Annotated in this window: 15 protein-coding genes and 1 tRNA gene; 11 read left to right on the forward strand and 5 right to left on the reverse strand. The window is 70.5% G+C overall.

Annotated elements, in window-relative coordinates:
- Positions 1–91 precede the first annotated feature (91 nt).
- From AC1DE0_RS00250 to AC1DE0_RS00265, 4 genes are all read left to right on the forward strand, one after another.
- On the forward strand, positions 92–556 hold the full coding sequence (locus AC1DE0_RS00250) for an N-acetyltransferase family protein (protein WP_478095990.1): 465 nt from the start codon (positions 92–94) through the stop codon (positions 554–556).
- A complete protein-coding gene (locus AC1DE0_RS00255) occupies positions 553–1,632 on the forward strand; it encodes a P1 family peptidase (RefSeq protein ID WP_478095991.1) in 1,080 nt (359 codons plus the stop codon). Before AC1DE0_RS00250 ends, AC1DE0_RS00255 begins: the two co-directional genes overlap by 4 nt.
- 221 nt (positions 1,633–1,853) lie before the next feature.
- On the forward strand, positions 1,854–2,144 hold the full coding sequence (locus AC1DE0_RS00260; RefSeq protein ID WP_478095992.1) for a type IV toxin-antitoxin system AbiEi family antitoxin domain-containing protein: 291 nt from the start codon (positions 1,854–1,856) through the stop codon (positions 2,142–2,144).
- Positions 2,141–2,431, forward strand: coding sequence for a hypothetical protein (locus AC1DE0_RS00265; protein WP_478095993.1), 291 nt, complete (start codon positions 2,141–2,143; stop codon positions 2,429–2,431). Before AC1DE0_RS00260 ends, AC1DE0_RS00265 begins: the two co-directional genes overlap by 4 nt.
- A gap of 25 nt (positions 2,432–2,456) precedes the next feature.
- On the opposite strand, the gene AC1DE0_RS00270 is transcribed toward AC1DE0_RS00265, so the two are convergent.
- Positions 2,457–3,398, reverse strand: coding sequence for an MBL fold metallo-hydrolase (locus tag AC1DE0_RS00270; RefSeq protein WP_478095994.1), 942 nt, complete (start codon positions 3,396–3,398; stop codon positions 2,457–2,459).
- 91 nt (positions 3,399–3,489) lie between these two features.
- Here AC1DE0_RS00270 and AC1DE0_RS00275 point away from each other — a divergent pair, with 91 nt between their 5' ends.
- From AC1DE0_RS00275 to groL, 3 genes are all read left to right on the forward strand, one after another.
- On the forward strand, positions 3,490–4,071 hold the full coding sequence (locus AC1DE0_RS00275) for a hypothetical protein (RefSeq protein WP_478095995.1): 582 nt from the start codon (positions 3,490–3,492) through the stop codon (positions 4,069–4,071).
- A gap of 75 nt (positions 4,072–4,146) precedes the next feature.
- Positions 4,147–4,566, forward strand: coding sequence for an HIT family protein (locus tag AC1DE0_RS00280; RefSeq protein ID WP_478095996.1), 420 nt, complete (start codon positions 4,147–4,149; stop codon positions 4,564–4,566).
- Positions 4,567–4,870: 304 nt separating this feature from the next.
- Complete coding sequence (gene groL / locus AC1DE0_RS00285; protein WP_478095997.1) at positions 4,871–6,502, forward strand: chaperonin GroEL; 1,632 nt, start codon at positions 4,871–4,873, stop codon at positions 6,500–6,502.
- 276 nt (positions 6,503–6,778) lie between these two features.
- Here groL and AC1DE0_RS00290 read toward each other — a convergent pair whose 3' ends face one another.
- A complete protein-coding gene (locus tag AC1DE0_RS00290; RefSeq protein ID WP_020143387.1) occupies positions 6,779–7,069 on the reverse strand; it encodes a WXG100 family type VII secretion target in 291 nt (96 codons plus the stop codon).
- Positions 7,070–7,210: 141 nt separating this feature from the next.
- On the opposite strand from AC1DE0_RS00290, the gene AC1DE0_RS00295 reads away from it, so the two are divergent.
- Entirely contained in the window at positions 7,211–7,999 is a 789-nt protein-coding gene (locus AC1DE0_RS00295; protein ID WP_478095998.1) for a DUF4031 domain-containing protein, read from the forward strand.
- A gap of 85 nt (positions 8,000–8,084) precedes the next feature.
- Here AC1DE0_RS00295 and AC1DE0_RS00300 read toward each other — a convergent pair whose 3' ends face one another.
- Positions 8,085–8,579, reverse strand: coding sequence for a YajQ family cyclic di-GMP-binding protein (locus AC1DE0_RS00300; RefSeq protein ID WP_478095999.1), 495 nt, complete (start codon positions 8,577–8,579; stop codon positions 8,085–8,087).
- A gap of 137 nt (positions 8,580–8,716) precedes the next feature.
- On the opposite strand from AC1DE0_RS00300, the gene AC1DE0_RS00305 reads away from it, so the two are divergent.
- Positions 8,717–8,797, forward strand: a tRNA-Tyr gene (locus AC1DE0_RS00305).
- Positions 8,798–9,353: 556 nt separating this feature from the next.
- On the opposite strand, the gene AC1DE0_RS00310 is transcribed toward AC1DE0_RS00305, so the two are convergent.
- Positions 9,354–10,247 carry a TetR/AcrR family transcriptional regulator C-terminal domain-containing protein gene (locus tag AC1DE0_RS00310; protein WP_478096000.1) on the reverse strand — a complete coding sequence of 298 codons (894 nt, stop codon included), beginning with the start codon at positions 10,245–10,247 and terminating at the stop codon, positions 9,354–9,356.
- 77 nt (positions 10,248–10,324) lie between these two features.
- On the opposite strand from AC1DE0_RS00310, the gene AC1DE0_RS00315 reads away from it, so the two are divergent.
- On the forward strand, positions 10,325–10,987 hold the full coding sequence (locus tag AC1DE0_RS00315) for an HAD family hydrolase (RefSeq protein WP_478096001.1): 663 nt from the start codon (positions 10,325–10,327) through the stop codon (positions 10,985–10,987).
- Positions 10,988–11,579: 592 nt separating this feature from the next.
- Here the strand turns inward: AC1DE0_RS00315 and AC1DE0_RS00320 are convergent.
- Positions 11,580–12,290, reverse strand: coding sequence for an ATP-binding protein (locus AC1DE0_RS00320; RefSeq protein WP_478096002.1), 711 nt, complete (start codon positions 12,288–12,290; stop codon positions 11,580–11,582).
- A 668-nt stretch (positions 12,291–12,958) separates the two neighbouring features.
- On the opposite strand from AC1DE0_RS00320, the gene AC1DE0_RS00325 reads away from it, so the two are divergent.
- A complete protein-coding gene (locus AC1DE0_RS00325) occupies positions 12,959–13,330 on the forward strand; it encodes a hypothetical protein (RefSeq protein WP_478096003.1) in 372 nt (123 codons plus the stop codon).
- Positions 13,331–13,350: the final 20 nt, after the last annotated feature.

Genomic DNA, 13,350 nt, shown 5'->3' on the forward strand with positions numbered 1-13,350 from the left:
CCGAGCGTCGTGCGAACCCGCCGCCTCGGCCGGATCGCCGGAGTCGCCCGGGTTGGGTGCCGTTGTACCGACTGCGTGGTTCACTTCCCTCATGGCTGAGGTGACGATCCGTCGCGCGTCGGCCGACGACGCGCTCATCGTGGCGGCACTGCACCTCCAGTTCGCCCGCGAGCTCGGTATGCCGTCCGAGGCCGGCTACCTCGACCGCTTCGTCGACGCTTGGCTGGCCGAGCGGCCCGACCGCCCGACCTGGATCGCCGAGAGCCGCGGCGAGCACGCCGGCATCCTCGAGACGCGCCGCATCCGCGCCCTGCCGTGGCCCGGCCGTCGCGACGTGTCGTGGCTGCACGTCGGCGGCCTCTTCGTCGCCCCCGGGTGCCGCGACCGTGGGGTCGGTCGCGCCCTCACCGAGGCCATGATCGAGTGGTCGCGCACCACCGACGTGAAGTGGATCCGGCTCAACGCCCCCGACGACCGCGCGCAGGAGTTCTACGAGCGGCTCGGCTTCAGCTCGCCGGGCCGCCTCATGGAGTTCGACCTGCGAGACCCGCAGTGACCGCTGCCGACCCGGTGCCCGTTCCCCCACCCGGGCCGACCAACTCCCTCGTCGACGTGGGCGGCCTCCGAGTCGGCCACTGCACCCGCGACGAGCCGGGCTGGCTGACCGGCGTCACCGTGGTCGTCGCGCCCGAGGGCGGGGTCGTGGCCGGCGTCGACGTGCGCGGCGGTGGGCCCGGCACCCGTGAGACCGACCTGCTCGACCCACGCAACCTCGTCGACCGGGTCAACGCGGTCGTCCTCGGCGGCGGCTCCGCCTTCGGGCTCGCGGCGGCCGACGGGGTCATGGCCGCGCTCGCCGACGACGGCCTGGGCTGGCCCACTGCCGAGCCGGGCCAGCGCGTTCCCATCGTTCCCGCCGCGATCCTCTTCGACCTGGGCCGCAGCGGCACCTGGCGCCACACTCCGGGCGCGGAGGACGGCAGGGCGGCATACGCGAGCGCCTCGTCCGACGCGGTGGCGCAGGGGTGTGTCGGCGCCGGCACGGGGGCCAAGGTCGGCGGCTTCAAGGGCGGCATCGGCTCCGCGAGCGTCGTGCTCGAGTCGGGCGCCACGGTCGCAGCCCTCGTTGCCGTCAACGCCGTCGGCTCGGCCGTCGACCCCGTGACGGGGCTTCCGTATGCCGTCGGGCTCGCCATCGGTGACGAGCTCGGCCACCTCGAGCCGCCGAGCGCAGCCGAGCTCGACGACGCCCGCACGCGGGTTGAGGCGGCGCCCGGCCGGGCGGCCGGGCTGCCAGGTCTCGCGACCACGATCGGTGTCGTCGCGACCGACGTCACCCTCTCGAAAGCCCAGTGCCAGAAGACTGCCGGGGTCGCGCACGACGGTTATGCCCGTGCCCTCAAGCCGGTCCACACGCTCTTCGACGGCGACACGCTGTTCGCCCTGGCGACCGGCGCGCGGCCGGCGCCCGACCAGATCGAGCTGACGGTCCTGATGGAGGCCGGGGCCGACTGCGTCGCGCGGGCCATCGTGCACGCGCTGCTCGCCGCGACCTCTGTCGACCGCACCGCCGACGGCGGCGTCGCCCTGCGGTCGTGGTCCGACGCCTTCCCTTCCGCCCTCGACCGCTGACCGAGCTCATCGCCGACTGCGGACGGCCGAGCGGCCGCAAGCGCAACTGCCGGATCCGGCGAGCGCGGTGGATTGTGGGCACCTGGTGCCGGAGATCCACCGCAGTCATGCGGGGTCGGCCTCGGTGCGCATGCGTCCACACCCCCGAGCAGGGTTCGAGCGTCGTCCACAGGGCCGGGACCCGGCCTCGTGGTGGACGCGGTGGGTGCCACCTTGGACGGGTGGACGTGCCCGCCCTCGACCCGCTGCTGCGCTCGCAAGCCGGCGTCATCTCGCGACGCCAGGCGCTGTCATGCGCGTTGACCGACAACGACATCGAGCGCCTTCTCCGGCGCCGCGAGTGGGCTGTGGTCCACCCGGGTGTCTATGTCGCCCACACCGGGCCTCTGCCCTGGCGACAGCGCGCGTGGGCGGCGCTGCTCGCCCTCGAGCCGGCAGCGTTGGCGGGACCTTCGGCACTTCGGGTCCATGGTCTCAGCCGGTTGCCGGTCGTCGCCAGCGGCGCGTCGTGACCAGCCGAGGCCCCACGCACCGCGACGTCGAGTACCGCCAGCAGCGAACGGTGGTCGAGCTGGACGGGCGCCTCGTCCACGCCACGGCCGAGCCCCGGTGGCAGGACCTGGAACGTGACATCGACGCCGCCATTTCGGGCGAGACCACCGTTCGGCTCAGCCGGTCGCACGTCACCTGCCCGGTCGGTTCCGTGGCGCACGTCGACCTCGTGCGACCCGCTGCTGCAGAGCGCGGTGGATCGTGGGCACCAGGCGCCGCTGATCCACCGCGGTCTCAGGCCAGCTGACCGGGAGTCGGCCTGCCGTCCCTGGTCAGGGGGTGGGCGGTGCGAGGTGCTCCCAGCCTCTGCGGATCGCGGACTCCAGGTCGGCGAGCGGATAGGGCAGGCGCGGGTCGAGTTCATGCAGGGCCTGCTCTAGCGAGTCGCCGCCGAGCCGGCGCTCGCGGATCACGGCCGCGACCGCGGCGATGTCGTCTCGCTGTCGGGTCACGAATCCCACGTCGACGGGTCGTCCATGGCCCGGCACCACGACGGCGCCCTCGTCGGCCTGGACCAGGTGCGAGGTGAGGGTGTCGGCCCATTCGAGCGGCCAGCAGTCGCCGCCGAACGAGGGGTGGGCGCTCTCCTCGACGAGGTCGCCGAGGAAGATCGCGTCGGTGTCAGGCACGACGACGGCCACGTCTCCGTCGGTGTGGCCGCGGCCGGCATACGTCATCGTGACGACGCGGTCACCGAGGTCGATGGTCGCGTTGGAGCCGAAGGTGCAGTCGGGCCCGCGCACCGGAGTGGCCAGCACCTCGGCGGCGTCGCGCTCCGTGTAGCCGAACTCCGGCGCGGCCACGGGGTCGGCGCGCAGGGCCTCCTTGATGCGCTCCGAGGAGCCGGCGAGCGTGCGGCCGACGTTGTCGTGGGCATGCACCGTGGCCGCGTCGAACGCCGCGTTGCCAAAGGTGTGGTCGAAGTGGACGTGGGTGTTGACGACGTGGCGCACCTCGATGTCGCGCCCGAGGCGGCGCACGTCATCGAGCACCTGGTTGCCCTGGACGTCGCTGGCCCGGGTGTCGATGACGACGGCGCCGTCGCGGCCCAGCACGAGGCCCACGTTGACGTCCCACTGTCGGTAGCGCGCCACGAACACCCGGTCGGCGATCTCGACGAAGCCGTGGGGCTGGGGCCCCGTTCCGGCGGACGCCGTGGTGGCCGCCGCGAAGCCGGGCTTGCCGGTCATGAGCGGGACCTCGATGTGATCCATGTCTCCTCGCGCACCGTCCCACCGTAGTAGCCGGGCAGCGGCGACGCTCCGGACAGGCGGTCGAAGCCCAGTTCCTCTACGTTTGTGAGCCATGTCCTTCGAGCCCTCCACCGACTTCCAGCCCACCCCGGGCCGCCGTCGTCGCCGCCGAGCCGTCATCGTGGCCGCCCTCGCGGCGTTCGCTCTCCTCGCCACCGGAGCCGTCGTGCTCTGGTCGGGCGACAGCTGGCGTGACGAGGCGATGAGCGCCGGCGTCTTCCCGAACGTCCCTGGCTCGGACTTCGCCGAGACGCCGTCGGAGGATGGCTGGGGCACCTCCCCAGGCACTTCTGCAGGCACCTCGGACGCGCCCGGCACGTCGAGCACCGCCGCGCCGCTCCCCGGCACGTCCTCGACGCAGCCTGCCGCGACCGCCGTCGTCGAGCCGGCCTCCGACGCCACGTCGCAGGTCCCCACGACCCGCGCCCCGGCTCCCGACGCGACCACCACCTCGACCGTGGCGCCCCCGCCGGTCCCCGCGCCGACGACGCCGGGCCCGTCGTCGTCGACCGCCGCGCCCAGCCCGTCGCCGACCAAGGGCGGGCCGAAGCCCATGCCGACCTCGCCGCGGCCGACGCCCACGAGCTCTCCGACGCCCTCCGACGGCGGCTGCTTCCTGCTCATCATCTGCTGACCCCGACGCACCCGAAGTGATGGCCCCCGTCGACGCCTGCGCGACGGGGGCCACGCTGCGTGGCAGCCTGTGGCCATGGACTGCGTCTTCTGCTCCGTCGTCGCCGGCGACCTGCCCAGTGACCGGGTGCTCGACGAGCCGGACTTCGTCGGGTTCCTCGACCGGCGGCCGGTGTTCAAGGGCCACGTCCTGCTCGTGCCGCGGGTGCACGTCGACACGTTGCTCGACCTGCCCGACGACCTGCACGCGGGCCTGCTCGGCGCCGCACGCCGTCTCGCAGCCGCGGCCGTGACCGGCCTGGGGGCGCAGGGCTCGTTCGTCGCGATGAACAACGTCGTCAGCCAGTCGGTGCCGCACCTGCACGTGCACGTCGTGCCGCGGACCAAGGGCGACGGCCTGCGCGGCTTCTTCTGGCCGCGCACGACGTACGCCTCTGCCCAGGAGTCCGCAGGGTATGCCGCCCGCCTCGTCGCCGCACTCGAGCCGGCCGCCTGACGCCACCTGCCAGACCCCGCCGCGGCTGGGCGACTGAGGGCGTATGCCGTGCGCCCGGGTGGGCGGACGGCATACCTCCTGGGGAGGGCGCGGTGCGAAGAGAGGGCCGGTCCCTCGTTTTGTTTGCACTCTCACCCCGAGAGTGCCAATAATGGCGTTAGCACTCTCCCTCGGGGAGTGACAGAAATGGGCCGTATGCCGAGGGGTCGGGTCCGCAGCGACATGAAGCTGGGGAGACCGGTCCCGTCCGTCGCGGGCGTCGTGCGGTCCACCACCAACGTTTCGTGTGGGAGGAACCACCCGAATGGCCAAGACCATTGCTTTTGACGAAGAGGCACGCCGCGGTCTCGAGCGGGGCATGAACATCCTCGCCGACGCCGTCCGCGTGACCCTCGGCCCGAAGGGCCGCAACGTCGTCCTGGAGAAGAAGTGGGGCGCCCCCACGATCACCAACGACGGCGTCTCGATCGCCAAGGAGATCGAGCTCGACGACCCGTACGAGAAGATCGGCGCGGAGCTCGTCAAGGAAGTTGCCAAGAAGACCGACGACGTCGCCGGTGACGGCACGACGACGGCCACCGTGCTCGCCCAGGCGATGGTGAAGGAAGGCCTGCGCAACGTGGCCGCCGGCGCCAACCCGATGGCGCTCAAGCGCGGCATCGAGAAGGCCGTCGAGGCCGTCACCGCCCGCCTGCTCGAACAGGCCAAGGAGATCGAGACCAAGGAGCAGATCGCCTCGACCGCCAGCATCTCGGCGGCCGACGAGGAGATCGGTGCCCTCATCGCCGAGGCGATGGACAAGGTCGGCAAGGAAGGTGTCATCACCGTCGAGGACTCCAACACCATGGGCCTCGAGCTGGAGATGACGGAGGGTATGCGCTTCGACAAGGGCTACATCTCCGCCTACTTCGTCACCGACACCGAGCGCATGGAGGCCGTCCTCGACGACGCCTACGTGCTCGTCGCGAACTCCAAGATCGGCAGCATCAAGGACCTCGTCCCGCTGCTCGAGAAGGTCATGCAGTCCGGCAAGCCGCTGCTGATCATCGCCGAGGACATCGAGGGTGAGGCCCTCGCGACGCTCGTCGTGAACAAGATCAAGGGCACCTTCAAGTCCGTCGCCGTCAAGGCTCCGGGCTTCGGCGACCGCCGCAAGGCCATGCTCACCGACATCGCCATCCTCACCGGTGGCCAGGTCATCTCCGAGGAGGTCGGTCTCAAGCTCGAGAACGCCACCCTCGACCTGCTCGGCCGCGCTCGCAAGGTCGTCGTCACCAAGGACGAGACGACCATCGTCGAAGATGCCGAGGACCGCTCGCAGATCGAGGGCCGCATCGCCCAGATCAAGGCCGAGATCGAGAAGTCGGACTCCGACTACGACCGCGAGAAGCTCCAGGAGCGCCTCGCCAAGCTCGCCGGCGGCGTCGCCGTCATCAAGGCGGGCGCGGCCACCGAGGTCGAGCTCAAGGAGCGCAAGCACCGCATCGAGGACGCCGTCCGCAACGCGAAGGCTGCCGTCGAGGAGGGCATCGTCGCCGGTGGTGGCGTGGCCCTCATCCAGGCCGCCAAGGCGCTCGACGAGCTCACGCTCGAGGGTGACGAGGCGACCGGTGCCAACATCGTGCGCGTCGCGACCGAGGCCCCGCTCAAGCAGATCGCGATCAACGCCGGTCTCGAGGGTGGCGTCGTCGCGGAGAAGGTGCGCGGTCTCGAGGCCGGCCACGGTCTCAACGCGGCCTCCGGCGAGTACGGCGACCTGCTGGCCGCCGGCATCATCGACCCGGTCAAGGTGACGCGCTCGGCGCTGCAGAACGCCGCGTCGATCGCCGCGCTGTTCCTCACGACCGAGGCCGTCATCGCCGACAAGCCCGAGAAGAACGCGCCGGCCATGCCCGGTGGCGACGACATGGGCGGCATGGGCGGCATGGGCTTCTGAGCCCCGCCGCTCACGCGACACAGTCACGTCCGAAGGGCGGTTCCCCTGCTGGGGAGCCGCCCTTCGGCGTACCCGTGCCGTCATCGGCTCAGGTGTGCGCCGGAGGCGCGCTCGACCCGGCCAGGGGAGCGCGGCCTCCGGCGCGGACCCGGCGCCGCCAGGGGGTCGAGCGCCGGGTCGTCGGGGGAGTCGGGATGGAGCAGGGACCGAGTCGGGAGAGGTCCGTCCGGAAGGGGCCAGCCGAGACGTCAGACGATGGTGGTCAGGCGATGGCGGTCACCGGGCGAAGAGGGCCCGGGTCGCGTTCTCGTGCTCGGCGTAGGCGCTCGAGGCCTTGAGGGTCAGTCGGCCGACGTCGGCGAGGGCCTCGGTCATCTGCGCCTGGATGCGCTGGTAGTCGTGCATGACGCGCTCGAACTCGACCTTGGCCGGCCCCTGCCAGTCGGCGCCCATGCCGGCGAGGCGACCGCGCAGCTCGGCGGTGCTCGACGTGATGGTGTCGGCCAGGCGGTGGATGTCGCCTGCTGCGGCGGCGATGCGTTCGGTGTCAACGACGGAACGGGACATGTGTCTACTCCTCGATCGGTGGCCGACCCGGTGGTGGCCGCGTTCGTTCGAGGCTAGGTCGGGGGGCAGCTGCGGCGCGGGCGTCATCCACAGGGGCTGGGGTCGCAGGCTGCCCGGCTGTGCTGGCCTAGGCTCGGACCCATGACCGTGTGGATCGATGAGCCCATCTGGCCCGCCCACGGTCGACTCTTCGCACACCTCGTCAGCGACACGTCCTACGACGAGCTGCACGCCGTCGCCCGCACCGCGCAGCTGCACCCGCGCTCGTTCGACGGCGACCACTACGACGTGCCCGAGGGGCGGTGGCAGTCCGCCGTTGACGCCGGGGCCACGCCCACCACGGGGGTCGACCTGGCTCGTCGGCTCAACGCGTCCGGCCTCCGGCTGCGCAAGCGCAAGCGTGACCGCGGCGTGCGGCGCATCCTCGACGTGTCGTTCCCCAACGGCGCGAGTGACGTCGACCTCGTCGCCTCCGACGAACCGATGGACCCCGCAAGGGTGCTCGCCGCCATGGTCTTCGTCCGCGACCGCAGGGGAGACTTCGTCGTCGTGCACAGCGTCCGCCGGGACCAGTGGGGCTCGCCCGGCGGTTGGCGTGAGGAGGACGAGACCCCGGTCGAGAACGCCGTTCGCGAGACGTTCGAGGAGACCGGCCTGAGCCTGCGTCACTCGGACGTGGTCCCTTGTGGCTACGAACGGTTCACGCCCCGCACCGACGACAACGTGTTCGGCCGCGACAAGCCGTTCCTCCAGGTGTTCCGCGCGCGCCTCGACGATGTGCGGCCCGCGATCCACGACGGCGACGACGGCATCCACGAGACCCGGTGGGTGACGCCGGAGGAGTACGCCGAGCTGTGCGGGCACCTCTTCTGGTGGCCGCTGGCGGTCGAGGTGTTCCCCGACCTGCGCGGTCTGGCCCGCCCCGTCTGAGACGCACGTATGCCGCCCACCGAGGTGGACGGCATACGTGATCTGACGCGGTGGGTTCGTCTGCAGCGCAGGCGAGCCCGGCTGGTCAGCGCTGGTTGGTGAAGGTGAGTGCGACGTCGAGGTCGGCCTCGCGCAGCATCCGCTGGACGGCCTGGAGGTCGTCGCGGCTCTTGCTCGAGACGCGCAGCTCGTCGCCCTGGATCTGGCTCTTGACGCCCTTGGGGCCCTCGTCGCGGATCAGCTTGTTGATCTTCTTCGCGTTCTCCTGCGAGATGCCCTCCTTGAGGGGCGCGTCGAGGTGGTACTCCTTGCCGGAGATGCGCGGGCCGGGCTCGGGCACGTCGAGGTGCTTGAGGCTGACCTTGCGCTTGACGAGGTGCGTCTGGACGACGTCGAGGACGGCGAGGCAACGCTCCTCGGTGTTCGCCTTCATCTTGATGACCTCGCCGGCGAGGTCGACGGAGGCGCCCACGTTCTTGAAGTCGTAGCGTGTCGCGATCTCCTTGCTGGCGCTGTTGACCGCGTTTGCGATCTCCTGCTTGTCGAACTTGCTGACGATGTCGAAGGAGGAGTCGGCCATCGGTGTTGGGTCCTTCCGCGTGCTGGTGGCTGGTCTGTCGGATGCGGAGGCCGGGGACCTGCGGACACGCCGAAAGCGTCGTCGAGATCCCGATTCGGACCGCGCCCGATCTCTTGCTATCCTTCCAGACGCACCAAGGCAGGTTGTCCGAGCGGCCAATGGAAACGGACTGTAAATCCGTCGCGAGAGCTACGAAGGTTCGAATCCTTCACCTGCCACCCAGTGCGCCGAGAGGCCCTGACCAGCGGAAACGCCGGTCAGGGCCTCTTGCATGTACGGGGACGGGGTATCCGCCGGCGCGGATTCCGAAGGCGTTGCTGCGACCCGATGACCTGCGCAAACCTGACAGGATCCCCGCGCTGTGGAGAAATCGTGGGGAAATCCGGGGTGCACGAAGGGTCGGTCCGCCGCGCTTGGGTGCATGACCTGCGCTGACGGCGGGGGAGGGGTATGCAATCGCGACGGACGCAGGCACCGTCGCGACATCGGGACGGGGGCACCTACGCCCGTCAGGCCCCATGGCGCTCATGGTTCTCACGACGGTGGCGTTGGTTGCCGCGGTTCTCCTCGCATAACGCAATCCGCAACTCATTCTCGGGACAATGTGTCGAGGCCGCAGCTCTGGGCGTCGGGTGCAGAAAGCGCTCGCCCTGACGATCAGAAGCGGCGAGTGGGTACGGTCATGCCGGTGTCCCGGGCGCTGCCTCGTGGAGGGGGTCTCACCCGGGACGCCGTCATTCGTGCGTACGACCATGCCCACCAAGCCCACCATGCTCAGCCCCTAGGGCGACACGTGCTGGCGGTTGGGAGACTCGCTAGGCAATGGCGGCACATGCGGTCGGCCCTGATGGTTCCGCGTGTCCTATTCCTCGGAGCAAGAACCTCGGCTGCTGGTACGTAATGGCATGACTGCGGGGTCGCGCTGGGCTCCGGCTGGCCGCCGTTCGCGGTGGCTCTCGCAGTGCTCGCGTAGTTCCCCGTTGGATGACGCCGATGATCGCCGGACGGCGGGGGCGCCTTGGTCGGCCGGTCGAGACAGCTTCGGCAAGGTCGACCCGCCGACCGAGGCAGGCGTGCAGCTGCGTGACCACGTGGGTGGGTTGCTGTCGGATGCCGGCGACGCCCTCGCTCATGCCCGCGTCGGGCTCCGGGCAGGGGCTGACGTAGTCGCGCCACGGTGGGGAACTCGCGCACGTCCAGCTCGGCGTCACGGTCGGGCAGGGTCGCGTCGCCTTCGTCCAAGGGCTCCTCCGCGGGCGCGAGCGGGGCACCTTGCATGGCTGCCTCGAGGAGCAGGTGGCCCAGCAGGAAGCTGGTGAAGGATCGGTAAGCACCAACCGCCTGTATCTCCGAGAAGCCGCGGGCCTGGAGGCCGGTGAGGAACGCCTCGACCATTCGGAGGCTGCGCAGCGGCGGACGGAGCCACGGCGCTGCGGGGTGACGGGTCGCGATGAGGGGAAAGGCGGCAGGGTGCTCGACAGCCACGCGACGCACGTTGTGACCGAGCACTTGGAGAAAGGCCTGCCACCCGTCGACGGGCTGCAGGTCCTCGGTGGCCGGGATCTCGATGGATTCCACGAGGCCGTCCACGACGGCTGGGGAAGGCTGTCGGCGTGCGCCGGCGGCCTTCCTCCCCGGGCGACTGCAGCGACCTGTCGTCGAGGTCACCTCACGGCGACGTATCGCGTATGGACCAGTGCGGGTGCGAGGCTAGTGATGGTCGCCCCCTGGGGTATGAAGATGCCATGGCGGATACGGCGATCTTCGATGTCGACGGCACCCTCGTGGACACCAACTACCAGCATGCGCTGGCGTGGTTCCGCGCCCTGCGCCGCTATGACATCACCCGGCCGATGTGGCGCATCCACCGCGGCATCGGGATGGGTGGGGACCTGTTCGTCTCGGCGGTCGCAGGTCGCCAGGTCGAGGAAGCGCATGGGGACGATCTGCGCGAGGCGTGGGCAGAGGAGTTCGACGAGCTCATCGGCGAGATCCAGCCTTTCGAGGGCGCGCACGAGCTGCTGGCCGAGGTCAAGGAGCGGGGTTTCCGGCTGGTTCTTGCGAGCTCGGGCAAGACCCAGCACGTCGAGGCCTTCCTGGACCTCATCGACGGCAAGTCCCTCGCCGATGCCTGGACGACCTCGGACGATGTGGAGAAGAGCAAACCCGAGCCGGACATCGTGTCGGCGGCGCTGGCCAAGGTCGGGGGCGCCAGCGCCATCATGGTGGGCGACTCGATCTACGACGCGCAGGCGGCGGCCAAGCTCAACATCCCGACCCTCGGGGTCCGCACCGGGGGCTTCTCGGTTGGTGAACTTCAGGAGGCGGGCGTCCTGCAGGTCTTCGACTCGCTGGTGGCCTTTCGGTACGCCCTGGATGGGACGCCCTTGGCTCGCGCCAGCCGGTGAGTGTGGCGCCGGAGGGGGCGTCCCTGTCTCCGCCGTCGGGCCGCAGGGGCCGCGTCCAAAGCGATGTCACGCACCCTTCGGTTCTGGTGATGACTGCTCCGATGCAAGATCTCGAAGGCTCATTTGCCCGTCACCTCGTGCCCTGCCATGAGGATCCCTATGGCTGCGCCGACGTCGCGGATGCGCTCGAGCGCACACTCCAGATCGCGGACCTTCTGCGCGACAGCACAAGGCATGACGAAGTTGGTCCAACTCCTCCTGCTCGGGGGTGATGGCCCGAACCAGGCTGGAACAACCGGCAGTCCACCTGGCGCGGTCTGGTGGGCTCTCACCCCCAGATGGGGGGACCGGTGACGGGATGCCGCTGGGACAATGGGACTGCGGATCCGCCTTATCCGCCCCCCGGTCAGCGGATCCGAACCGCACCGGCGCGTCGCCGCCAGGTGTCGGAGCCTACGGTCGCCCCAGTTTCACCCCGGGCCGGCCGTAGGCGCGCGAGGAGAGCCTTCACCCTCCGCAGCTGGTAGCTTGCCCCGGGCCGCTGCGCCGCACTACATGGGCAAACCGTGACTGCCCGTCCGGTGCGGAGTGGTCACCCGATCAAGCCCGCGGTGCCGGGGACCGGCGTGGCTCTGTCGCCGGTGGGCAGCGTCGCCCAGTAGACGCTGCCCCCCGCGGGACGGCGCGTGCGGCCACTCGCCAGGGCCAGACTTCGCACGATCTCCAGTCCGCGACCGCGCTCCTGTATCCCGGCACCCTTGCTTACAGCGGAGGTGGCTGCGTCGCTCGTCGGTGGACGAGCGCTGGGGCTTCCGCGGTCGCGTACCGCGATGTGCAGTAGGTCATGGCTCTGCTCCAGCCGTAGCTCGAGGTCCGAGCCGGCGTGCTCTATTCCGTTGGTCACCAGTTCACTGACGATCAGCGTGGCGTCTCCGATCAGCGCTGCCAGCCCCCAAAGACCCAAGACCTCGGTGGTGAACCATCGTGCCCGGCGCGCGGCAATGGGCACGGGCGCCAAGATCAGCCGTTCACGTCGGTTCGGGGGCTGGGCCGGCATCTGCGCCAGGGCGAGCTCAGCCGAGTCGGCGAGCGAGAGGAACAGGGCGGCGCCCACCGCGCGGAGGGCGTCTGCCGGTTGGTCCTGCGCACCGACGAGCCACACCACCGGCCCCGGCCAGGGCACCGACCACTGCGCCCCGACCCAGATGGCAACACACGCCGGATCGAGCCAGGTCACCTCCGACATCTCGCACAGCACGCACGTCGGGTTCTCGACCATCGCCTTGGTCACCGCCTCGCTCAACCTCGAAGCGTCAGTGGGGCGGACCGATCCGCGGATGTGCAACACCGCGCACACACCGGTGTCCGCCCTGGTCAGCTGCACGGGCCCGGCATCTTCCGGGTTGACTCGAGGCCGGACTCGATGGCCAGATGCCCCCTGCTTGTCTCGTCTCGCATAGCCGGGCCCCATTCCCGATCGCCCGCCTAAGCAGGTCGCCACCTGGCCAGCATTCCACCTCAAGAGGAAGCGGCGCCAGATGCGAGTCTGCACTCGTCCATCAGTCGCGAATGGCCGCGGGTGCTGGTCAGCTCGTCGGCGATGTGGCCCGCTCGGCGACTAAGCGGCCGAGAGCGTAGCGGCATCGGCGCTTCGTCTGCTCCGCAACTGCTGGACGACCGTGAGGTCGAACGCGGCAGGGGCCACGCCCAGCGCTGGGATCAGGAACGGGGGGAGGACTGGGAGTGGTCACAGGTCGCGCGAGGTCGCCGGGCGGGGGCGAGACGGGATGCCGCTGAACCGCGGTGCCCCGGTGATCGATTGAGCCTGCGATGGGCACACGGGGGGAACGGTCCCTGTGGCGGTCTCGCCGGCGCGGTCGCTGGCCTGCCCCGAGGACGGCGCCTTGATCCTCCGGTCGAGAGGGTCTCGACACTCGTACGGTGCCTTGAGGTCACGGCTAGAATGGTTGGGTGGACGAGCCGGTTCCATTCGCCGCAGCGGCCGCAGCGGCCGCAGCCAGGCGCGTCGAGGAGCTGGTGGCGCGGCGGCAGCGTCTGCTCGCCGGCGCGCCGTCCAGCCAGGACGACGTCCGAGACGCCGAGAGGTTCGCCGCAGAGGCGCTTCGCCGCGCCAAGCTGGCCCACTCGCGCTCGAGCCTCGCTCATGAGCGTGCCGCGCTCGCCCACGAACATGTCGCTTCCGCCATGGAGGCGTTGGCGGCGCGCAACGGGAATGACGTCGCAGCCGCGCGGTTGCGGCAAGACGCGAGGATCCACCGTGATGCAGCCGCTCTGGACTGGGACGCCGCCGAAAAAGACCGGCGGACGGCCGAGGAGGCCTGACCGAAGCGGCAGCTCCCTGC

This window comes from Terrabacter sp. 05T424 (assembly GCF_056396225.1).

Excerpts from the sequence above, each read along its gene's own strand:
- AC1DE0_RS00270 (WP_478095994.1), bottom strand. The coding sequence starts at position 3,398 with ATGGATCACATCGAGGTCCCGCTCATGACCGGCAAGCCCGGCTTCGCG.
- AC1DE0_RS00295 (WP_478095998.1), top strand. The coding sequence starts at position 7,211 with ATGACCGTGTGGATCGATGAGCCCATCTGGCCCGCCCACGGTCGACTC.
- AC1DE0_RS00280 (WP_478095996.1), top strand. The coding sequence starts at position 4,147 with ATGGACTGCGTCTTCTGCTCCGTCGTCGCCGGCGACCTGCCCAGTGAC.
- AC1DE0_RS00315 (WP_478096001.1), top strand. The coding sequence starts at position 10,325 with ATGGCGGATACGGCGATCTTCGATGTCGACGGCACCCTCGTGGACACC.
- AC1DE0_RS00275 (WP_478095995.1), top strand. The coding sequence starts at position 3,490 with ATGTCCTTCGAGCCCTCCACCGACTTCCAGCCCACCCCGGGCCGCCGT.
- AC1DE0_RS00250 (WP_478095990.1), top strand. The coding sequence starts at position 92 with ATGGCTGAGGTGACGATCCGTCGCGCGTCGGCCGACGACGCGCTCATC.
- AC1DE0_RS00290 (WP_020143387.1), bottom strand. The coding sequence starts at position 7,069 with ATGTCCCGTTCCGTCGTTGACACCGAACGCATCGCCGCCGCAGCAGGC.
- AC1DE0_RS00300 (WP_478095999.1), bottom strand. The coding sequence starts at position 8,579 with ATGGCCGACTCCTCCTTCGACATCGTCAGCAAGTTCGACAAGCAGGAG.
- groL (WP_478095997.1), top strand. The coding sequence starts at position 4,871 with ATGGCCAAGACCATTGCTTTTGACGAAGAGGCACGCCGCGGTCTCGAG.